This window comes from Micromonospora sp. LOL_013, from assembly GCF_048060315.1.
GTDB lineage: Bacteria > Actinomycetota > Actinomycetes > Mycobacteriales > Micromonosporaceae > Micromonospora_E.
Genome location: NZ_JBHMIQ010000029.1, coordinates 67,066 through 88,893 on the forward strand (window position 1 = coordinate 67,066; position 21,828 = coordinate 88,893).

At 69.4% G+C, this 21,828-nt stretch carries 14 protein-coding genes; 6 read left to right on the top strand and 8 right to left on the bottom strand.

The annotated features are described in order from the left end of the window. Nucleotides 1-12: 12 nt before the first annotated feature. The 3 genes from ACFHWS_RS19715 to pglW are packed head-to-tail and all read right to left on the bottom strand — an operon-like array spanning nt 13 to nt 6,380. On the bottom strand, nt 13-873 hold the full coding sequence (locus ACFHWS_RS19715) for a hypothetical protein (RefSeq protein WP_281552888.1): 861 nt from the start codon (nt 871-873) through the stop codon (nt 13-15). Then, nucleotides 863-2,194: an AAA family ATPase gene (locus tag ACFHWS_RS19720; protein ID WP_416568745.1), complete on the bottom strand. Its 1,332-nt coding sequence runs from the start codon at nt 2,192-2,194 to the stop codon at nt 863-865. The genes ACFHWS_RS19715 and ACFHWS_RS19720 overlap by 11 nt, the downstream gene beginning before the upstream one ends. After that, entirely contained in the window at nt 2,148-6,380 is a 4,233-nt protein-coding gene (gene pglW / locus ACFHWS_RS19725) for a BREX system serine/threonine kinase PglW (protein ID WP_416568746.1), read from the bottom strand. The genes ACFHWS_RS19720 and pglW overlap by 47 nt, the downstream gene beginning before the upstream one ends. Nucleotides 6,381-6,460: 80 nt before the next feature. Between pglW and ACFHWS_RS19730 the strand changes: the two genes are divergently transcribed. Together ACFHWS_RS19730 and ACFHWS_RS19735 are read left to right on the top strand one after the other, a co-directional pair. Continuing rightward, nucleotides 6,461-7,537 (top strand): DUF6183 family protein, encoded by a 1,077-nt coding sequence (locus ACFHWS_RS19730; protein WP_416568747.1) that lies wholly within the window; start codon nt 6,461-6,463, stop codon nt 7,535-7,537. Further along, on the top strand, nt 7,534-7,800 hold the full coding sequence (locus ACFHWS_RS19735; protein ID WP_416568748.1) for a hypothetical protein: 267 nt from the start codon (nt 7,534-7,536) through the stop codon (nt 7,798-7,800). The genes ACFHWS_RS19730 and ACFHWS_RS19735 overlap by 4 nt, the downstream gene beginning before the upstream one ends. Before the next feature lie 20 nt (nt 7,801-7,820). Here ACFHWS_RS19735 and ACFHWS_RS19740 read toward each other — a convergent pair whose 3' ends face one another. The 3 genes from ACFHWS_RS19740 to ACFHWS_RS19750 all read right to left on the bottom strand — a co-directional run bounded on the left by ACFHWS_RS19740 (nt 7,821) and on the right by ACFHWS_RS19750 (nt 17,051). Next, on the bottom strand, nt 7,821-9,950 hold the full coding sequence (locus tag ACFHWS_RS19740) for an MBL fold metallo-hydrolase (RefSeq protein WP_416568749.1): 2,130 nt from the start codon (nt 9,948-9,950) through the stop codon (nt 7,821-7,823). Beyond that, entirely contained in the window at nt 9,947-15,514 is a 5,568-nt protein-coding gene (locus ACFHWS_RS19745; protein WP_416568750.1) for a hypothetical protein, read from the bottom strand. Before ACFHWS_RS19745 ends, ACFHWS_RS19740 begins: the two co-directional genes overlap by 4 nt. Nucleotides 15,515-16,499: 985 nt before the next feature. Beyond that, nucleotides 16,500-17,051 (bottom strand): hypothetical protein, encoded by a 552-nt coding sequence (locus ACFHWS_RS19750; protein ID WP_416568751.1) that lies wholly within the window; start codon nt 17,049-17,051, stop codon nt 16,500-16,502. Nucleotides 17,052-17,369: 318 nt separating this feature from the next. Between ACFHWS_RS19750 and ACFHWS_RS19755 the strand changes: the two genes are divergently transcribed. Further along, nucleotides 17,370-18,209 carry an IS5 family transposase gene (locus ACFHWS_RS19755; RefSeq protein ID WP_282230447.1) on the top strand — a complete coding sequence of 280 codons (840 nt, stop codon included), beginning with the start codon at nt 17,370-17,372 and terminating at the stop codon, nt 18,207-18,209. 47 nt (nt 18,210-18,256) lie between these two features. Then, entirely contained in the window at nt 18,257-18,472 is a 216-nt protein-coding gene (locus ACFHWS_RS19760) for a hypothetical protein (protein WP_416568752.1), read from the top strand. Nucleotides 18,473-18,575: 103 nt separating this feature from the next. Here ACFHWS_RS19760 and ACFHWS_RS19765 read toward each other — a convergent pair whose 3' ends face one another. Continuing rightward, nucleotides 18,576-19,280, bottom strand: a complete 705-nt coding sequence (locus tag ACFHWS_RS19765) for a hypothetical protein (protein WP_282232521.1) — start codon at nt 19,278-19,280, stop codon at nt 18,576-18,578. Then, a complete protein-coding gene (locus ACFHWS_RS19770; RefSeq protein WP_416568753.1) occupies nt 19,277-19,822 on the bottom strand; it encodes an RNA polymerase sigma factor in 546 nt (181 codons plus the stop codon). Before ACFHWS_RS19770 ends, ACFHWS_RS19765 begins: the two co-directional genes overlap by 4 nt. A gap of 122 nt (nt 19,823-19,944) precedes the next feature. Between ACFHWS_RS19770 and ACFHWS_RS19775 the strand changes: the two genes are divergently transcribed. Together ACFHWS_RS19775 and ACFHWS_RS19780 are read left to right on the top strand one after the other, a co-directional pair. Then, nucleotides 19,945-20,523, top strand: coding sequence for a helix-turn-helix domain-containing protein (locus tag ACFHWS_RS19775; protein WP_282232523.1), 579 nt, complete (start codon nt 19,945-19,947; stop codon nt 20,521-20,523). Beyond that, nucleotides 20,520-21,743 (top strand): retropepsin-like aspartic protease, encoded by a 1,224-nt coding sequence (locus ACFHWS_RS19780; RefSeq protein WP_416568754.1) that lies wholly within the window; start codon nt 20,520-20,522, stop codon nt 21,741-21,743. Before ACFHWS_RS19775 ends, ACFHWS_RS19780 begins: the two co-directional genes overlap by 4 nt. The last annotated feature ends 85 nt before the right edge of the window (nt 21,744-21,828 follow it).

The following is a 21,828-nucleotide window of genomic DNA, read 5'->3' on the forward strand; positions in this document are numbered from 1 at the left end:
ACCGCTAGTGTCCTACAGGATCGTGTGGATCATCGTGAGGATCTGCCGCAGTTCGGCGACGACGTCTGGGCCAAGCTCGTCGAAGTCCGCCTCGGTCAGCTTCCGGCCCGCCACTGTGAGCTGCCTGGGCAGCCCGTTGCCAGGGTAGGAGTCCTTCTTCAGGTAGCCGCGCTGATTCGCCGGCATCGCCCGCAGCTGGCTGATCCTTCGCCGATGCCGGGGGTAGAGCGACTCCCACACCACAAGCGGTACGTAGTTCTCCGCCGCCCGGTAGGCGAGGATGTGCACGTTCTGGATGCCGGCCGCGTGCGCCTGCGCCTTCCTGGGCTCGTTGTCGCTCGGCTGGCCAGGGCCGTCGCGGTCGCCGTCGAACAGGATCGCCACCCTTGGCGACACGATCGCGAACTTCTTTCCCTCATCGGCGGCGAGTTCGGCCATCTGGCCCTTACCGCCGCCGTTGTGCAGCCGAAGCCACATCCGACGCAGCGCCTCGACGATCCGCTTGTCGTCCAGGGCCGCCGCCATGTCCTGCACGAAGCTGCCATCGGCGAGCTGATTCTCCACCACCAGCACCGCCGGCTTGTCCAGGTCGGCGACCAGATGCTCCAGGTCAGCCAGGCCGACACGCACCGTCCGCCGAGCGTCCGGTGGGCTGGGGTACGCGGCCTCCTCCGTCGCCTCCTCTGCCCACTGGCTGAGCACCGGCATCCGGACACCCGCTCGGGCCAGCCGCTCGACAAGGTCGATCATCCTCGCTGCCTGCGACAACGTCGGATGCCAGTCGTGGCGCTTCTCCGCCACCATGCAGAGCAGCGTGATCACCGGTCGGTGGTCCGCCCCATCCAGAATCGTCTCGTCGATGTCAAGAAGCACGGGCGTTCCGTTCCGACTGGGCAGCCGCGAGGGCTCGGACCTCGTGGTAGTCCTGGGAGAAGTAGCCCGGCGGCCAGCTGTCGTCGAGGTTGCCGAGACTGTCCAGCGGGATGCGACGTGCCGACGAGACGCCGTCGTGCTGCTCCACGACGTAGATGGCAACCGTCTCCGGGCCGTAGTCGTTGTCAACCTCGGCGATCCGGCGACGCAGCCGCAGCAGCAGCGTTTCGCTGTGTGTCTCGATCAGAAACCGGGTCCCGGTCCGCTGCGCGGTCCTCAGGTAGAGGTCGGCCAGGTCAGCGTGGACACGTGGGTGCAGGTGCGCCTCCGGCTCCTCGATGATCTGCAACGGCGGCGCGGCGATGACCCCTGCCAGCTCGTCCATCGCACACTGCGCCAGGATCGGCAGCACCTGGGCGAGCCCGCTGCCGGCGTCGGCGAGATTGATCCTCGCCCTGGAACCGTCCCTGACCAGCACCGTCGACCAGAGCGGACCCGCAGCGACCTCCTCCAGTCGCCATCCGGGCACGATCTCACGCAGCTGCGCATTGATCTGTGCCAGCAGCCGCCCGTCCGACTTGCGCTGGCTGTCGGCCAGCAGGCCGGCCAGCCCTTCGCCCTTCGTGCCGAGCACGGCAGGCGTGCCGATCGGCATCCGATGCTGACGGGCCACCCGCTCCCGGTACGGCCCCAGGTATCGGATCAGACCTGGGCGCACCTGGCGGAACAGGTCGTCCAGGTCCGGCAGTTGCCCGGCGGCAGGCAGCAGGCCCGCGAAACGCACCTGCCTCGTCCGGGTCGGCTCGCCACTGATGCGGATGTCGTACTCGTCGAGCCCGTCGACCGAAGGCTCAGGAAGCGTCGACAGCTCGACGCCGTCGATGTCCGAGGTATCCGGCATCGGGGCGGTGAATCGGCTCGACACCAACTCAACGGTGCCGACCGGGTCGGCGCTGTCATCTGTGTCGACCCGAAGCGCCGCCACTACCGCGTTGCGTAGTCTGGCTGAATACTCCAGATCCACCCGCAGTGTGAACGGCAGCGGACCGTCGACGGTCACGCCCAACGTCAGCGGCCGCACATCGAGCTGATCGAAGTAGAGCTCGCGCACGTCATCGGCCGCGTCCGGGCCCAGTCGTTCCAAATCCAGTGGGGACGGTGAGGTGGTGTCGAAGCCGGTGGCGATCACCAGCGGTGCACGGGTCAGAGCGCTCTTGCCGGAGTTGTTCTTGCCGAGCACCACCGTGATCGGTGCCAGCTCGATCTCCTGCCGGTTACGGAACCCTCGGTAGTTCTCCAGAAGCAGCCGTCGGATGGGCATGGTGGATAGTCCTACCAGATCTGGCGTTCAGCCATTGCCCCGATATCCACAGCGACTGACTCGCCGGTGACGTCAACGGCAACTGGTAACCGTCCAACATGGCCGGCTCCGGTTTGCGGGCCGGCACCAGCAGCAGTCGCGCCGCCGGCCGGGGCCGGGTCAGATCCGCCAACTCCGCCAACAGCTCCACCTGGCCGTACCGGGCCAGCGGCGCCGCCTCGGTCAACAGCACCGGCGCGTCCGTGGCCAGCGCCGCCCGAATCGCCGGCACCACCTCGTGCCGGACCAGATCCACCAGGCTGCGGAAGTTCGCGTCAGTGGCCGAACCGGAATCCGCCGCCACCAGCGCCTGCCACGGGTAGCCGAGCGCCCGCAGCCGATCCAGCAGGATCCCCGTCACGTCCACCTCGGTCAACGCCAGCCGGGCCAGCAGCTCCCGGCGGGCGGCGGCCAGCTCCCGCAACGGGGTCAACACCGCCAGGAACGCCCGCCGGTCGATCGCCCCGGCCAGCTTCGCCGCCACCTCATCGGCCTGCCACAGCGGCGGGGCGTACCCACCGGTGACCGTGGCACCCCGGGTGCCGCTGAGCACCGACGGCAGCGCCGGCGGCGCGTACACCCGCTGCTCGCGATCCCAGTCAAGCCCGGCAACGGTGCGGACCAGTGTGTCGACCTGCGGCCGGCCCGGCAGCTGCTGCGCGCGTGGGAAACGGGCCCGGACCCGGCCGATGATCTCGTCCTCCCGTAGCCGCTGCCCGGCGATGCTGCCAGCGGCCAACCGCAACGCCCGCTCGGCCGGCATGTCCACCGGGTAGAGCTGGCCCTGCCCGTTGACGTCGGCCCGGCCGTTGCTGCCGGCGGCCGCCAGCTGCAGCAGCCGCAGCTCCGGCACCACCGGCATCGTCGGCGGCGGCGGGACCGCGGCCAGCTCCGCCACCGCCCGCTGCCGGGTCGGCAGCGGATCGGACTCCACCAACTCGGTTGCCCGGCCGCCGAGCGCCACCACGTACGACAGCAGGTCGGCGGCGGTGGTCGTCGCCGCCGGATCCACCGGTTCCCGGCCCACCAGCACCGTCGACGAGGCACGGAACCGCTGGATCGCCAACCGGGCGTCCCCGCCGGTGGCCAGCTCCGTCTCCACCGCCGCCCGGACCAGGCCGACCGCCTGGGCGGTGCGTTTCGGCTCCGACGTGAACGAGCCGTGCGTGGCGATCAGCGCGTCGGCCAGCTCCGCGGCCGACATCACCGCACCCCGGCTCTCCACCAGGGCGACGATCTCGTCGCGTACCGCCGACACGAGCTCGTTGCCCGACCAGACCTGCACCTGCTTGCGCAACAGGGTCGAAATCTGCGGCTGGGTCTGGCCGGTTCGGCGCGCCACCTCCCCCTGGGTCGGCCAGTGCAGCCACGTGTCGTCGCCCGGTGCCGGCTCCTGGCCCAGCAGCACCGCCAACGTCGTCCGACGCTTGCTCGTGCGGCCCGTCTCCGCCGGCAGCAGCGCGGCGCAGAGCGTCTCCATGCCCCGCGTCGCCACCCCGGCTGTCTGCTGGCCGTCGCCGCCCTGTTCCGCCCCGTCGGCCGCACCAACACGGTCGGGTGGGTCGGCCGCCAGCAGCGGGCGCAGCGACCGGGCGTACGCCAGGATCTCCTTGCGGGTCGCGTCCGGCACACCCTTCGCGGTGACCAACCTGGCCGGTTTGGCCTGGAGCAGATCCCGCACGGTGACCAACCCGAGCCGGCGCACCGCCGAACGGGCCCGCTCCGTCAACGGCGACTGCTCCAACACGGTGTCCAGGCTGGCCACCGACACCGCCGCCGGCGACGCCAGCCCGCCGCCGGCCACCGGCACCTTACGGAAAATGTCCCGCCAGGCGTCGAGCATCTCCTCGGCCGTGTCGAACCGGTCGCCCGTCTCCCGGGCCAACGCCCGGCCGAAGAAGTCGACCAGCCGGTCCGCGACCGCCGGCTCGAACATCGCCGGATCCAGGGTCACCTCGTCGCTGACCGCAGCCGGATTGGCCCCACCCCACTCCGGCAGCGACCCCGTCGCCATCTCGAACAACGTCACCGCGGCGGCGAACCGCTCCGCCGCCCGGTCGTAGCGCAGCCGCTTCGGCGGACCCAGGAACGGATCCAGATAGCCGGCGGTGCCAGCGGTCAGCTGGTCTGTCGGGGTCGCGGAGAGCGAAAAGTCGAAAACGCACAGATGCGGCTGCCGGTCCTTGGCATTCAGCGGTCGGGCCGCAAGGTTCGCCGGCTTCAGATCCCGGTGCCAGATCCCCACCTCGTCGAGGTAGACGACGATTTCCAGCAGGTCCCGGCCGTACCGCTCCAGCAGATCCAGCGTCAGCCGGCCGCCCTGCAGCTCCTCGGCGAGGGTCCGCTCCCCCGCGCTTTCCATCAGCAGCGCCGTCCGGCCACCGACCGTGATCGGCCCCCGCACCAGCGCGGCCACCCGCCGGTCCCGCAGCTTGCCCAGCGTCTCCGCCTCCACCGCCAGCCGGGCGGCGTGCTGCTCGTCGCGGGCCACCTTCAACACCAGCCGCCGGCCGTCCTTGCCGTCGACCGCCGGCTCGCTGACCAGCAGAGCCAGCGCCGTCGAACCGGCACCCAGGCGGCTCAGCACGGTGTAACCGATGTCGAGCACGTCGCCCTTGCGGGCGACGAGCGGATCGACCACCGGCTCCGGCTCCGGTGCGGTCAGCTCATCCCACACCTGCTCCAGGCGGGACCGGAACGCGGCGACACTCGCCGACCGGCGCGTCGGATCCCCCCGGGTCGCGTCGTAGACGGCGTCAACCAACGCCGCCGGCATCCCGTCGACCGCCGCCGCCAGGTTCACCCCACTGTCGCGTACGGCCGTCGCCAGCTCCTCGGCGCTGCCCGCCGGCGGCTGACCGGCGAAGATCCGGTAGCCGACCGCGCCGAGCGCGAAGACGTCCAACTGGTGGCCGGGCGGACGACCCGGCATCGCCGCCTCCGGCGCCTGGTAACGCCGCACCTCGTCGTCGTGCAGCAACGTCAGACTGCCCGGGTCCGTCGACGAACCACCGGTACGGGTCAACCGGGTGTCCGCCAGCCGGCCACCGGTCTGCCAGTTCGTCACCATTAGCTGCGGACGCGACGAATCCGGATCGCAGACGTACACCGCCCCCGGATGCAGCGCCCGGTGCGCCAGCCGGCGCGAATGCGCGTAGTCGACGATCTCCGCCAGGTCGCCCAGCAGGTGCAGCCGCTGCGCCAACGTCAGCCGGTCACCCCGCTCCACCAGATACTGGTCCAGGCGTACCCACTGCTCCTGATGGTCGAAGATCAGCGCCGGGCCCAGCGGATGATCGACCAGGTCGTGCGCCTGGGCGATCCCCGGGTGGTGGATGCCCTGCAGCAGCCGGAACTCCCGCTCGGCAGCACCCCGGATCGCCGGGATCTCCTCCTCCGGGGCCCGACTGGTCAGATAGAACCGCACCCGGCGCAGCAGCGCGGTGTCCATCACATGCCCGGCGATGAAATCCTGCCAGCCGACGCCCTCGGCGAACGGACGCGGATGCAGCAGCAGTTGCCCCACCTTGCGGTCCGCCACCGACGGGCGGATCTTCGCCCCCTTGACCAGGGCGACGATCTCCTGCCCCCGAACCTCGTCGATCAGATGCGCCGGATTACGCGGCGGGGCCGTCAACATCTCCCGCAGACTCGGCAGACCCGACTCGGGCCCATCGTGCAGGCCGTACACGTGCTGGCGGCCGATCGCATCCAGCTGCGACCGCAACGACCGGGCATGCAGGAACACCGCCGCCCCGATGAATGGCGTACGGGCATGTTTGCGCTGCTGGCGGGCGTAGTGGTCGATCAGGCTCGCCAGCCGCTTCGCCTTACGGTTGGCCAGGATCGTCGGATTGTCCCGCGGGATCAGCCGCGACGTCTTCGTCGCCCGGTGCACCCACTGACCGCCGTCGCCGTGCAGCTCACCCTGCCAGTGCTTGAGCTCCACGACGTACAGCCCGCTGGGGGTGAGCACCAGCGCGTCGACCTCGTTTATCGAGCCGTCGGACGCGACGAACTCGATGTTGGCCCAGACGTGGTACGGGTCGACATCCGGCAGGTACGAGGCCAGCTCCCGCAGGCCCTCCCGCTCCCACTCGTACCCACTGGGGTTGATCTGCTCCCACCTCGGCGAGTCCTGGCGCACCGACCGACGGTAGCAACGATCCGCCCGTACGCCGATCGCCCGTCCGGTGCAGCGGGTGAACGCTGGCTAGAGTTCTCGGCGTGGATGACGATCCCCGGAGCATGGTGGCCGGCCTCGCCGGGTTGGGCGACGTGACGGCAGTCCTGGCGCTCGCCGAGAGGCGTCTCCGGACCGGCGACGCGAGCTTCGTCGCGGACCTCGGCATCGCGGTGTGGCGCAGCTACGGGGGCGATACGACAGTGCCGTGGCAGCACCGCAGCGTCTTCGATCGGACACTGCGGCTGCTGACTCTGACGCCAGGGGCGATCGACCAGGCCGTCCGGTTGATCGCCGTCGTGCAGGACCGCCGCCAGATCCGGTACGCCGCGTCCCTGCTCGCTTCGGCACATACCGCCGCAGACCTGGCTGCCGTGTTCGATGCGGACGGGTCGGAGGAGTTGCGGGCCTGTCTGCTGCAGGAACTGGTGTTGCGCGGTGCCGAGGTGCATCACCGGTGGGTTGTCTCGCCGCACCGGCGCCAACATCCGCTCGGCTGGCTGCCGTTGTCGTTGACGCCGATCGAAGGGCACCCCAGCCGCCCCAGGTACCACCACGGCGGGGGCAGCCATGACCTGCCGGCCATGGCGGCGGAGCCCGTGCACGGGCACTGTCCTGTCCCCCGGTGGCAGGAGACGACCACGTCTGGCGAGGCTGCGGCGCTCAGCGCGGCGGTCGACAACTGGGCCACCGGATCCAACGGCCGTATCGAGGCACAGACGTTCGCGTTCGACGACGACCTCCCGCCGGACGCCGTCGGCGATGCGCTGGTGAGCGTTGACCTGGAGTGCACCCTGGGCCTGACGACGGGGCTCGGCACATGCTCGCCGCCGCAGGCGTGGCGGCAGTTGTTCGCAGCGGCGTCGACCGGCGGCGCGTACAACCGTGGCGAGTTTGGAGCGTACGGAAGGCTGCTGGCGTGGCGGTCGGTCGCGGCGCTGGTCGGCGCTGCGAATGGCGCATCGGCCGGTGATGTCGAAGCACTGGCACATCGCTGCTCGTGGTATTCGTTCGCCGGTGCCACCGCGTGGTTCGACCGTATCGCCTGGGATATCGGTCTGGCAGTCGTGTCACCGGACCGGCGGCGACTGGCGGTACTGGCTGCCAGCGACACCGATTGATCAGCCTGTACAAGGTTGGCCTGTGGGCAGACGAGGGAACCGTCATTGTCGTCAAATCGGCCCGAGACAGCCATGGAGGTTCCCTCGCACATCGCCACCCGTGCTCCTCGACGGCGATGCAACGAACCGCATCGGTCATCGATCTCAGTCTGGCCGCCCAGCGCGAGATCGTCACGGCCGACCCGTCGATCCTGATCCGCCTGCCGGGGCCGGTCCTGGTGGACGAGTGGCAGCGCCTACCCGAGGTATGGGACCACGTGTGACGATGCTCGTCGGGAGCGACTCAGCGTCGCTGCTGCCACCGTCCGGTCCTCACCACCCGGTGACCCAGCCGGGTGAGGTGCTCCGTGAACTCCCGCTGGGCAGCTGGGAACCCGTGCACCAGCATCACATCCTCCGCGCCGACGGTGCGGACGATCGACGTCAGGCCGCGGCGGTCGGCGTGCGCCGACAGACCGGCCTTCGACACCTGCGCGTTGACCTCGACCCGGGCGCCGTTGAGTTCGAAACCGGCCCGGCTGTCCTTCGACAACGCCAGCAACGCCGCTCCCGGCGACTCCTCGTCCTGGTAGCCGACCAACAGCAGGGCTGCGTTCGGGTCGGGCAGCACGGCGCGTGCCCACTGCACCGCCGGCCCGGCGGTGAGCATGCCCGACGTCGTGATGATGACGCCGCGCCGGAATGACGCGATGAGCTCGCCGCGCTGGGTCGCCGGTACCTCCCGCACCTGGTCGCCGTAGATGTACAGCGGGTCCGGACGCATCTCGGTCTGCTGTTCGTAGATCCGGGCGACCTCCTTGGCCAGCCCGTCGAGCAGCACCGGTACGTCCGGCAGGCGCCGGCGCAACGTCAACGCCACCTCCTGTGCCCGGCCCAACGCGAACGCCGGCACCAGCACCCGTCCGCCGGAAGCCACCGTCTCCTGCACCGTCGCCAGGAACTGCTCCACCTCCGCTTCCCGGTTGGTGTTGCGCTGGCAGTGGGTCGACTCGATGACCAGAAGTCCGCACCCCTGCGCCGACTGCGGGACGATCAGGCCGGGCACGGTGGTCTGGGCCTGGTTCGACACGTCACCGGTGACGGTCAGCCTGCTCTCGCCAGCGGTGACCACCACCCCGGCGGCGCCGAGGATGTGCCCGGCGGGAAACAGTTCGATCGTGATCCCGGCGGCGATCTCGGCCGACGCGCCGAAGCCCAACGGACGGAGACGCCGTTGAGCCTGATCGACCTCCGCCTGGCTGTACGGAGCCAGCGGGAGTTCCGGCCCGCCGGGTGGCGTCCGCGCCACCCGGCGGTCGAACACCCGGACCGAGTCCGCCCACATCGTCGGCAGCAACGCCGCCGTGTCCGCGGTGCAGTAGACAGCCAGACCAGGATGGTCGGCGACGAGAGCCGGCACGTAGCCCGCGTGGTCATGATGGGCGTGCGTGACCACGACGGCGTCGAGCCGGCCACCGCGCACCTCGCCGATGAGCGGCGGACCCGACCGGTCGAGCGGCTGGCGGGGCCGCATCCCGGCATCGACCAACAGACGTACGTCGCCGACCTCCACCAGCAGGCAGGAGCCGCCGATCTCGGTGCCGCCGCCGAGCGGCTTCACCGTCAGTTCGCGGTCTCTGGTAGCAGCGCTGAACTGCGGCGACGGCGGCGGCCAGGGCATTTGCAGCGCCCTCATCACCTGGAGAAACGACTCGCGATCGACCTTGCCGGCGTCAAGTGCCGCGACCAGGCGGGCGTCCTGCGGATGAACCGGCACCCTGGCTTGCGCCGTCTCGCGCGGGTCGACGTCGATCGCGGGCGTCGCATCGACCGGCGCGGCCACCTCTACCAGGACACCGGCGGCATGCGCGACGTCAGCGGTCAGCGCCGCTACCTCCCGGCGTGCCATCGACAGCTGCGCCCGTAGCGACTCGACGACCGTAAGGGCGTCGTCCCGGTCGGTCAACGCCGCGTCGAGCTGTCGCCTGGCCTCGTCACGTTCCCGGGTCGCCCAGTCACGCTGACCACGTGCCCGGTCACGGGCCCCACGTGACTCCTCGATGTCGCGTCGCAGCCTGGCGATCCGCCGTTCGTCAGCGGTCGATGACGGCTTCTCCGACTTCTTCGACCGTGGCTGCGGGAGCAGGACCTTGCGGTCGGCCAACGCAGCGGCCGCCGCACTGGCGACGACCGGATCAGCCCCGGTCAGCTGCCGCAGCAGCGGATCGGCCCCGGCGAGACGGTCCGCGTACTGGTCGGCGAGGGCGGTTCGCAGCTTCGGGTACCGGACGATGAGCAGCAGCAGCTGACCCCGGTTTGCCTCCGCGAAGGCCGCCGGGTCAGCCTGATGGTCCGCGAAGCGGGAACTGGTCACCGCTACCCGGGCAGCTTCACCGATCAGTTCGTCGAGCAGCTGCTGCGACGTACGGCTCATCCGCCGACAGCCCGGGTCGCTGCGGCCATCACCGGTTCCAGGTGCAGCAGACCGTCCGCCGGATCCAGAATGAGCAGGCCGAGAATCCGCAGCACCTCGACCACCCCGGCCGCGTCCTTGTACGGGGTCTGCGCCAGATACTCTTCGGTGAGGCAGCCCCGGTCCACCTCACTGTTCACCGCGTGCTCGGTCAGCGCCCACGCGATCGTCTCCGGGTCGATCCGATCGTCGTAGTGCTCCGCGACCAGCGTCTCCCATGCCTGTCGCAGCACCTCGTCGCTGCGTACCCCGCTGGCCGCGACCAACGCCTCGGCATGCTCGATCGACGAGAACTCTGCCCGTACCCGGTCGAGTGGATCCGTCCGGGTGTGCAGCTCATGGTCTTCAGTCAACGCCTCAGCGACCTTGTTGATCCGCACCGGCCAGCCGCCGGTGACCGCCAACAGTTCGTTGCGGGTAGCGTCGTCCTGGAACGGCAGCGTCGTGTCGGTAAGCCACAACCGGAGGTCGGTGCGGCCGTACCGACGCAGACCGGTGACCCCGCATGACATGTCGGACTGCTCCTGCGCCTCCAGCCACAACGGTGCCTGCGCCACCCCGGAGATCAGGACGATCCCCAACGTGCCCCCGGTCCGCGTGGCGATAATTTCGCGTGCGGTACGCCAGGTCTCCCGCGCGACGTCGACCGTGGCGTCGCTCACATCGACGTACACCACGGCGTGCCCACCCGCCGACTTCAGCGTGGCCTGCTGGCATGCGTGACGCAACGTCATCGGCGTGGCGTCTCGCAGATGGGTACCGAGCCTTCCGGAGTGGTACGCCTTTTCCTTCTCCTCCTGTAGCACCTTTGCGCACCGCTCGACGGTCAGCGCCGCGGAACCGACGATCAGACGGACCTGGCGACGCGGCGCCAACAGGTCGGCGATCTGCGAGGAGGTGAGCGGGCCCCGGGTGACACCGCTGCCGAACTGCGGGCGCATCATGCTCGCGTCGAAACTCTCCGGAAGCGGCATCGAGTCGGCCTGGGCGAGGAACTCGTCCACCTCCTCCTGAGTGCCCAGCAGGTCGTGCAGATTCGGGGTACGCAGCCGGTACCTGCCCTTGATGTAGGACAGCACCCCGAGGTCGACGCACTCGTCGAGCAGAGCACGGAACTCGCCGGCCCGCATGTCCTGTGCCGCGAAGCCCTTCAGCCACCAGTGTTCGCACTCGGCTCGCAGCTGCGCCGCTGTGAGCGCGGAGCCGACACCGTTGTCATGGGTGTGGTAGGCGACGCTGTAGGCGATCACCTTGTACCTCGGATCCAGGTTCAAGGTCCAGTCGAACCGCTTGCGGAACGATGTCCGCAGCGAGGCGTCGGCCCAGACCGCTTCGATGTCGTCGAGCGTCACCGCCTGCGGCAGCACACCCGACGCCGGGGTCCGCTGCAGGTTGCGCAGCAGCTGAGCGCCGAACAGCTGGATCAACGCCGGCTGGTTGTTGGCCAACGCCAGTACCCGGGAGGCGTGGTCGTGGTTCTCGAACCGCAGGCCCAGCGCCTCCAACGGTCGGGTCAGCAGGTCGTAGGCCGGCTGCGGTGCCAGCGGGCCGACGCAGACCGGGTCCCCGAAGTGCGCGAGTGGGTGATTCGCCAGCCGCTCGAACCTGGCCGTCTGATGCAGGCCGGCGAAGACGACCTTCACCGCCCGGCCGGTGCTCTCCATCAGATCCTTGAACCGGGTGACGTGAGCGAACTTGCCGTCGGTGGCGTCCGCGTCCAGAAACGAATCCGATTCGTCGAGCAGGAGCAGCAGCTGTCGACCCGATTGTCCACCGATCCACGCCGAGACACGGTTGGTGAGCTCCTCGGCGATGTCACCGGATGGCAGGTCGCGGGGCACTATCCCCTTGTCCGCCAGTCGTGGCCACAGCGTCGTCCAGACCGCGTCGACCGGGGTCGCCTGACCGACCTTGTAGATCGACTGGTAGATCGCGTGCCGCGCTCCACCGTCCTCGAAATCGCGCGCGGCGGCCCTCAGCAGCGCCGACTTGCCCAACTGCCGGCCGCCGTACACGATGCACGGGCCCATCATGTCGACGACCCGGTCCCGTTCGTCGGTACGCCCGTAGAACATCTCCTGTGGAACCAGCCCGGCGACGTCCGGCGTGAACGGGGTGGCCCAGGTGAACGGGAGGGTGATCGCCATCGTGATGTGCCGGCCCGGCTCCGGCTGGGCCACCAGGTATGCGAAGGCCACCTCGTCGACCACCGCGACGGCCGGTAGCTTCCGGCCGCTGCGGAATGCTGTCGCCAGATCCCGTCTCGCCGTGACATCGAGGATGCCGAGATACAGCACGACGACCGCGTGGTCCGGCGGTTCGTTGCGCAGCAGCTCCACCAGTTCCTGCGGGGTCGGCGACCGGCGGACCACGAGCACCCGCAACGTGTCGCCCGACGGGCTCATCGCGGTGCCGAACGCGGGGATCAGCGCGTTCCCCGAGGTAGCCCGGACGCTGGAAAGGTAGATCCAGGACCACCGGTCGTAGATCTGGTTGTGCACCGTCGCATCACGGGCCAGGAACCCGAGCTGTTCGAGGACGGACTTGACCGCACCGACCTTGCTGCCGTCCAGGTTCTTTGAGTCGGTGAGCACCGTCCATTGGCCGATCCGGGTCGCCGCGTTACGCGGGCGGTCGAGCTGCGACAGGTCGATGCCTGCGGTACTCAGCGCAACAGCTATCCTGCCCTCGCTCGGATTGCGCCCCGCCTCGATCGCCCGTCGCAACTCCACCAGCGGCGAGGAACGCCGGGATGCCCGATCACCGGTGAGAGCCGCCAGAAAGCCGGAGTAGAACAACCCAAGATGATCCACATCGTCATGCGGCCCAGGCAGGCTTCGACCGTGACGGACAGTTTCGAGATACTCGTGGGCGGTCGTCAGGTCGCCCTCATCGATACGACTCGCGATACGCGTGGCCGCGGCCTCGTCAGGGACCTCGTCCAGCAACCGTCGGACCTCTCCGACCGCCGTTGACACCTCCGCCGCGCGCTCCTCGTCGAGCTTTCGCAGTTCGTCGAGCATCACGTCGAAGTCCTGGCGGGCAGCACGGACACCTGCCGAGTAGGCCCGGACCCGAGCCGACAGGTCGGACCACAGCTCGGCGGTGAGCCGACCGAACCGGCGGTCCGAGTCCAACGTGGCGACCAACCTGGCGATCTCGTCGTCGAGGCGCTCGGTCGACCGCCCGATCGCTGCCTCGCGTCGGGACGTCAACCCTTGCGCGAAGTGCGGGTCGTACGGCCGCAGCATCTCGACGAGAATCTGTGCCCCGACCTGATCGCCACGGGCGGCGCGTGCCTCGAAAGCCTGCTCCCAGCCGTCGGTTCCTCGGTTGAGGTGCGCGAAGGCGGCGGTGACGTCGACAACTGAGACCTGGCGCCTCGGCTGCAGCCGGGCGTCCAGCGGCAGATCAGGAGCCAACGCCAGCATCCCGTTCAACAGCCGCTCCGACGGCTGCTCGGCACCTTTCAGACTGGCCGAGCCGTCGAGCAGCGCCAGTGCCTCGCGCAGCATCGCCACCGAGGCGTCCACCACAGCCTCTCGGCGCACGTCCCCAGAGCCGGATCCGGCCAGCAACTGCTCGATGGCACTTTCCCGGACCATGTTCACCTTGGTCCGCAGCTCTGTGATCGGATCCGCCATCCAGGATCGGGCAGCCGGATCGCTGAGATTCTCCGTCGCGGCAACCCACTCGACCAGGAGGTCGGTGACCTCACCGGTCCAGGCGAGAAGCTTCTCCCTCGCACGCGCCTCGATACGGCGCTTCCGCTTCCCCGCGCCCCGGGTGTCCCGGTCCAGCTGCGCATCGAGTGTCTGTCGTGACCGTAGGACACCGATCCGGTCCCGGACGAACGTGAGGTCGTCCTTGTCGTGTGAGCCTCTCGCGACAACCGAAAGCGGCGCACCGAGATACCCGGATGGCGCCATCCAGGACTGCCACAGCTCGGTGGCAGCCTGGTACCGGATGGTCCGCGACCGAGCAGAGTCCATGTAGTGCAGCGCGGAGCGGGCGAGCTGCTCGTGCGCCGCCTCCACCTCAGCGGCCTCCGCAATCACCCCGGCACGACGAGGGTTAAGATAGACGCCACTGTATATCGCGCCCAACAACGCCTCGGCAAGGGCTTCCACCGCAGGGCCGGCCTTGACGACACTGGTCGTGAGCTCCCGCAGCGGACCGGCCGCTCCTGCGGTCGGCGACAGCAGCCCGGCCCGAACCGAAGCAGCGAACACCAGCATCTGCGCGTCGGGACGGTCCGCCAGCGAGTTCGCGTCCAGAAGCTGGACCGTCTCTGCGAACGCCGCCGCGTTCGGCCCAGCGGAGCTCCGGATCGCCGCAGCGTGGGCGATGAGCCGATGCGCAGCGGCGACCGGCGCGGGCTGACCCTCGGCCACGACCAGCCAGTACACCAACGCATACTGCTGGTCACCCAGCAGGGAGGCGTACTGTCCATCCGCATCGACGTGGTCGACCTCGCCCACCGCTTCCGGACCCGAAGGCCGATCGGTCACTTCCGACACGGGGTGATAAGCCGCAGCGTTACGCGGTCCGGGAATCGACACTGGTGCCGGTGCCCGCAGGTCGAGCGTGGCCAGCACCTCGTCCAGATCGGGAGGTGCCGAGCTGGCGGAAACGAGCCCGGCCGACCACTGGTCCTGCAGCATGTGCCCTTCACCGCGTTCGGCGACAGGTGGCTCCACTGTCTGGGGCTGGTTCTCGGCAGCCGCCGTCGGGGTCACCGGCTCGACGGCGGGAGCCCCCGCAAGCGGATCAGGAACGTCGTCCGTCCCTGACGTACGGGGCCCGTCGCCGGGGACCTTCCCCGAGGCGTCCGAACCGTCCTCGGTCCGGCCAGAGTCCGCCGTCTCCCGGTTGTCGTGGCTGCCTGCACCGGTGACGCCGGCGAACGTGAAGAGACCGGAGGCCGCATAGGTCATCGCCATTGCCAGCTGTGGCAGCGCGGCCTGCGCGACCGACAACTTCTCCATACGCCCTTGCAGATCCTCGGGCCCCACCTCGATTGCGGTTACCAGCGCGTCCAGCCCGGCGAGGATTTTCGAGTCTGTCTCAGCGGTGACCGAGTTCGCGAAGTCCGCAACCTGGGCGGCCTGCTCAGCAGCAAAATCGGGCGCGACAATCTCCGTCAGTCGGCGGATTCTCGTGATCCGAGCACGGCGGGCCTCCGCCTCCGACGCAGCGATCAACTGCTGGCGAACATCGGCGAGTGACTCAGCTGAAGGCAGGTCGACGACCGCCACCGCCTCATCGAGGTAGTTGCGGATGCCGGCGGCCACTTCAGCGATGCGGGCGAGCACCGCGTCGCTCGGCGGAACACCTCGGGCGAATGCGAGATCGACAGCCGCGAGCTCGACCGATCGGACGGATGCCGCCTCCGCCTCGATCCGCTCGCCGCGTTGCACCAGATCGACCAGCTGATCCGCCGACGGCAGGGAATCCTCCTGCTCGGCCACCGTCGACACCGCGTCAGGATCTACCGCCGCGAGCAGCTCAGTGAGCTGCGTCAACGAAACGGGATTCTCCGGAAGCATCGGGCATCGCCGACGAACGCGAAGCCAGACTTCGGCGGCGACCTGACGATGCCTGTCGCTCCAAAAGTCTGGAGGCTCCGCGATCAGCCAGGCGAGGGCCGCTACCGCTCCCGCGTGACCGCTGCTAACCATCGATGACCAGGCAACGGCGCGCACCAAGGAAGTCCGTCCGATGATCTGGATGTCCCGCGCTACAGCTTGGACCCCATCGACAGCGAGATAGTCAACGCGGGTCAGGTCACCACGGAGCAGCGCGCTGAGTTGCCCCTCTGACAGGGCACTCGTCGCGGCCGTCGCATGCACTGCGGGGGAGAGCGCGTCGTGCAGCGCCTCAGCGACGGTCTGCTCCGGCTCCTTGACCAGCCTGGTCTGCATCGCCTGAGCGATCACCTGCATGGAGGCACCCGTACGCACCTTCAGATTTCGCTGCACCCGAACCAGGCCGTGGGCAGGCAGTCGAAGCAACTGCTCGGCGAGTTCGCGTTGGCTCAGGGAATTAGCAGCTGCCTTCGCGACGTGCGCTCTGGCTATCTGCTTACATTCCGAATCGGTCAGCGACCATCCACCGGTAGCCGCAGCCTCGGCCCCGCCATGACTCTCGGGCCCCCTTCGGCTCCGTCCACTACCCACATCGCTTTGCTGGCTGAAGCTCGTCACCCGGCAAGACTGCCCGATATCGCAGAAGTCTCCATTATGCCACCAGCCAGGTTTCATCGTCCGACCAGCGCGAGAGCCTCGTACGAAGAGACACAATGGTCAGATGATTGGCTCGCTATCGAGACCGATCTTTCGCAGGTGCCCAGATCCTGACAGGCAAAGAATGTGATAGATACTCACGTGTCGTTCCGCCTGCTGGGCCGACATCCCAGCGACAGGTACGCCCGACAACCTCGGGTGGAGACCGCACCTTCCTGGTTCGGCGGCCACCGGAACCGCTTGTTCGGTGGTCAAGCGTGGCTCGTTACGGCGACAGACAGGCGTCGTCGGACAGGCGGCCCACAATGAGGGGTGGTGGCGCGGCGGTTTCCGACTGGACGTAGCCAACCAGGCAGGCACGCCCGACCGGTACGGCGTACAGGATCGTCCCCGCCGGGGCCGGGTCGGTGTACCTGGCTGGCCGTACCGCCGGGTCGGTGAAGCCGGCAGCGATCGGCGCCTGTCGGACCGCCTCCGGTGTGGTGGCCGGGAGCCGACAGTGCTCCAACGGCCCGGGACAATCCACGCCGAACTCGCGGACGAAGTCGTCCAGCAACGCCTGCCGGCGCGGCTGCGCCGCTACCCGCTCGTCGTCGGTCACCGGCGTACGCCGGCCGAGATCCTCGGCGATGCGATCGCAGTAGTCATCGACGCTGGACGCCACCTGGGCACACACGAACTGCTCGACAGCCGCAGCAGGCCGCTCATCCGGCTCGCTTGCCGACATGCTGGCCCGCACCAGCGGTACGGCGACCGCAGCCGCGCTGGCGACCACGAACAGCACGGCGATGGGTAGCCCAATCCGGACAGCCCGCATGAGGTCACCGTACCGCCGTCCAGCGACGCTGATGGAGCGATGGGGAGACCTCATGGGCAGACACAGATTGCTCGTTGCCGCCGTACTGCCGAGTTGGTGATCGGCCGGGACACCGCCCGCCAGCGGCGACAGCTCCCGCTCTTCCCCAGCTCGACGGCCGCCGGCAACGATTGCGCTGACGGCGGACCCGACGCTGTCAGCTCCCGTGCTCCTCGAAGGTAGCGGAGCCTGCGTTCGGCAGAGTAAGTGAGTGTTTGCGATAGGTGTGTCGGACGGCGTGTCCGTTGGTGGGGATGGGGTTGGGTCGATGTACCTGGTGTGGCGCGAACCCCTACCTACCCCTCGGACCTGACCGACGCCCAGTGGGAGATCATCGAGCCGATGCTCCCGTTGATCAAGGAGCCCGGGCGCCCGCCGAAGCATCCGCGTCGGGACATCGTCGACGCGATCCTGTACGTGGTGCGGACCGGCTGCTCGTGGCGGCAGTTGCCGGCGGACTTCCCGCCGTGGGAGACGGTGTACGGGCAGTACCGCAAGTGGGAACAGCGGCGGGTGACCGAGCGGATCGTCGACCGGCTGCGCGAGGAGGTCCGCCTCCAGGCCGGGCGTGATCCGGACCCGTCGGCGGGGATCATCGACTCGCAGAGTGTGAAGGGCGCGGACACCGTCGGGTCCGACAGCCGTGGGTACGACGCGGGGAAGAAGATCAACGGTCGGAAGCGGTTTGTGGTGACCGACACGATGGGGCTGCTGGTGACGGTGTGGGTCCTGGCGGCGTCGTGGCAGGACCGCGATGGTGGTCGGGGTGCGCTGGTCGCGGCGGTGGCGGCGGTGCCGTCGATGCGGTACGTGTTCGCTGATCAGGGCTTCGCCGGCGGGTTCGTGGAGTGGGCGCGGCGGGTGGTGTCGACCACGGTGGACATTGTGCGTAAGCCTGCCGGGCAGCGGGGATTCGTGGTGCATCCGCGCAGGTGGGTGGTCGAGCGCAGTCTGGCGTGGTTGACGGCGCATCGCCGGTTGGCGCGGGACTACGAGCGTGATCCGGCGGTGTCGGAGGCGATGGTCCGGTGGGCGGCGATCAACCAGATGCTGCGCCGGTTGACCCGCGGCGGCCCGGCCCGCCGACAACAACGCCGCGCCTACGACTGGCCCGACTGACACCTATCGCAAACACCCTCTAAGCGACCTGCGTTGGTAGAGCAGAGGTGGACCTGCTCGCTCGACACGCGGACGGCCGGGTGCTGGGTGTCGAAGGCAAGCTGGCCTATCGCGTCGAGGACACCGACACCAAGCATCTGCACTGGCTCCGTGACCGCATCGGCAAGGAACTGATCGATGGAGTTGTCGTGTATGCGGGCGAACGCGCCTTCCGCTGCCGCGACGACATCGCGGTCGTAGCGCTGGCTTTCCTCGACCCGTGACGGGCGTTGCCCGCACGCCCGAGACTAGCCATCGAGGTGAGGCTGACGCACCTCAAACGCGATTTTGAGGTGCGTCAGCCTCACCTCGACGCACAGCCCTCGCTCACTCCTCTGGGCGCATCCCGGGTTTGGTGTATCGGGTGCTCACGCGCGAGCCGAGATATGTACAGGAGGTGTCATCGGCGGGCGCGAGATAGAGCATCGTGTAGGTCACTTGCGTAGCGGAATCGGAGAATGTGGAGACGACCATGACGCTCCCATCGGGGAACAGTTCTGGCCGTATGCGATACCCATCGGCGAGGGCTGTCCTTTCGCTGCGGCTCCTGCTGGTGAGAGCTGCGTCTGCTCGTTGTTGCCCTGCCGAATCGAGGCAGACAGCTACCGGCTGAGCGTCTCTGGCGTAACGCAGCTCGGTTGGTACGCCGGCCTGGCGCAGGTCGGCGGCAAGACCGGCCGGGTCGTTGAGCCGGTCCCAGTCGACCATCAGTCCTACCGAGCCGTCCGGGTTGGCGGTCACCGCGTAGGCGGGGGTGGCCCCGCCGGGGCCGTCGAGCCAGACCGTCGACGCCGCGAGGGCCACCGCCACCGCTGCGGCGGCAGCCCCGCCGAACGCGAGCCGCCGGTGCCGCACCCGACGAACAGCGGCGGGCTGTCGCCGTACCGCCGGCATGCCGGACGGTTGCGCGACGTCGGACCGGGGTTGCGCGAGGATGCCGGCCAGCATCGCCGCAGCCTGCGGCGACTCGGCGTCCACCCGCCAGTCAGCGACTGGATCCGCGTCGCGCATCAGTCGATCGGTTTCCATCATGATCCTCCTTCGTGAGTCAGCGGGGAGAGCTCGGCGTCCGCCGGCCTCCTGGTCGGGGCCGGTTCCAACGCGGCCGCCAGCCGCCGCCGGGCCCGGAACAACCGCACCTTGTACGCGGTACGACTGCACCCCATGGCGGTGGCGGCGGCGGTGGCGTCGAGTCCTTCCCAGGCGGCCAGCCGCAGCGCCTCCTGGTCCGTTTCGGACAGTTGTGCCAGCGCGCGGCGGACCCGGACCTGGTCGACCACGGCATCGGCATGGTCGGCCGTGACCGTCTCGGCGATCGCGCCCAGCCGGGACGCCAGCCTCGCCTGCCGGTCCCGGCCCCGGATCTCGTTGCCGATCAGGTGCCGGGTCGTCGCGTACAGCCAGGGCAGGGGGTCGGTGTCCGGCACGTCCGGCAGGCGTCGCCAGGCGACGAGGAACGCCTCGCTGACGAGGTCCGGCGCACGTTCCCGGCCGACCCGGCGGGCCGCGTACCGCATCACCGCGCCGTAGTGCCGTCGGAACAGCTCCGCGAATCGTCTCCGATCGTCGTCCATGCCTGGTCTGTTTCCGCCTCCGCCGTCGGGGTTACCGCCCGCGCGGGGGGCGTCGTTGACAGCGTTGCAGCCGACTTTGTACGCTAGTACGAAATTCCGGAACAACGATCAGGGGTGACCGGGTGGCATCGGATTCAACGGAACTGCGGATCGCCGCGCTGGAGCGGCGCGTCGAGCAGTTGGAAACGGCGGCAGCCCGGGGCGGCGGTGGGTCAGGCACCGGTCGAGCAGCCGGAAGCGAAGCGTTGGGGCTGCTCGACCGGCTACGTGAGCAGCGTGCCGAGGCATCCGGAGAGCCGACGGAGACCGGCTCGATCACCTATGCGGGGGCAGCCGGTTTCGGCCGCCGCGAATACCAGTGGGTCATGGAGCATCGCGTCCAGGATCTCGCCGCCGCCGACTGGGCAGCCGCCGCCGGCACGCTCGAATCCCTCGGCAGCCCGGCACGCCTGGCCCTGCTCGCCGCACTGCTCGGCGCGCCACGCACCCGTACGCAGCTGCAGGAGGTGCTCGGCGAAAGTTCGACCGGACACCTCTACCACCATCTGCGCGTCCTGCAGACGGCCGGCCTGCTCGCCCAGCCCCGCCGTGGCGAGTACGAGCTGACCCCGCGAGCAGTCATCCCTCTGCTGACCATCATCGCCGCAACTTCCGACCTCGGCACCGGCGGCCAACCGCCGCCAGCGCAGGAGGAGCGGTGAGCCGGCACCGAGGGCTGCTGCCGAGTGGGTCCGCCCGCGCCGCGTGGCGGGCGTGGACCCGGGGGGACGTCAGCGAGGTCGAACGGCTGGCGACGCAGGTGAGCCCTCGGCAACGCGCGCACCTGCTGTTCCTCACCGACTACGTGTGCGGACGCTACGAACAGGCGCTGGCACACCACGCGACGCTGCGACCAGGGCCGCTGGGCTTCAGGCGGTTGGACGGGCTCGTCGCGCAGGCCCTGCTGCATCTGGACAGACCAGCCGAAGCGGCGGCGTACCTGCGCCGGCGACGGCCGCGACGACCGACAGCGCCGGACCTTCAGCTGCGAGTGGACCACCCGCTGACAAGCAGCCTCGGCCGCACCACGACACTGCCGTTCGCCGACCACGCGTTGGCGCCGTACCTGCCGGCGGTGGCCGCGACCATCGACGGCCACCAGGTGAACGCCGTCATCGACACCGGCGGACCTTTCCTCGTCATGGGCACCCCGCGCGCCGACGCGCTCGGCATCCGGCTCGTCGCCACCGGCCGGCACTACCACGGCACCACCCGCGCCGACAGCTACACCGGGCTCGCCCACGAGCTGACCCTCGGCGACGCCACGCTGACCAACGTGCCCGTCGAGGCGATGCCCACGTTGAAAGGCGGCCAGGATGTAGTGGTCATCGGCACCAACGTGCTGCAGCGGTTTCTCTCCACCGTCGACTACCCCGGCGAACGGCTGCTCCTGTCGCCCCGTCGCGACCCCGGCGGGTCAGCCACGCATCAGGCGTTGCTCGGCACTTGGCCCGAGGCCGCACGCATTCCGTTCCACCTGTGGAGTGACCATTACATGTTCGCCCGTGGCGGTTTCGGCGACCGCCAGGATCTCAACTATTTCATCGACTCCGGGCTCGCGTGCGTCGTCCGGGGCGACGACGGATCGCCGCCCCGGCAGGCCTGCCTGTACGCGACAGCCCGGCGGTACCGCTCCTGGGGAGTCCCCCGTGCCCGCGCCGCCGGCCCGCACTTCGACACCGACGCACCGATCTCACTCGGCCCGCTGCGGCAGCAGCGGCAGTTCGTAGCCACCGCACCGGGTAGACGTGCACCGTGGGCGTCGTTCGGCGGCGTACGGATCGACGGTCTGCTGTCGCACGCCTTCCTGAGCAGGTACGCCTGGACCATCGACTTCGACCGGCACGAGTACGCCTTCCGCCAGCCGGCCCAGCCCTCGTGAGACAGGGCGGCAAAGCAAGCCCGGCTAGGGCGTGTATCAAAGTCGGTCACAGCCACTCGTTGATCGCCGCGACCTGCACGGTCGC

Coding starts and splice junctions, on each gene's coding strand:
- ACFHWS_RS19720 (WP_416568745.1), bottom strand. CDS start 2,194: ATGCCCATCCGACGGCTGCTTCTGGAGAACTACCGAGGGTTCCGTAAC.
- ACFHWS_RS19740 (WP_416568749.1), bottom strand. CDS start 9,950: ATGAGCCGTACGTCGCAGCAGCTGCTCGACGAACTGATCGGTGAAGCT.
- ACFHWS_RS19750 (WP_416568751.1), bottom strand. CDS start 17,051: ATGCGGGCTGTCCGGATTGGGCTACCCATCGCCGTGCTGTTCGTGGTC.
- ACFHWS_RS19765 (WP_282232521.1), bottom strand. CDS start 19,280: ATGATGGAAACCGATCGACTGATGCGCGACGCGGATCCAGTCGCTGAC.
- ACFHWS_RS19770 (WP_416568753.1), bottom strand. CDS start 19,822: ATGGACGACGATCGGAGACGATTCGCGGAGCTGTTCCGACGGCACTAC.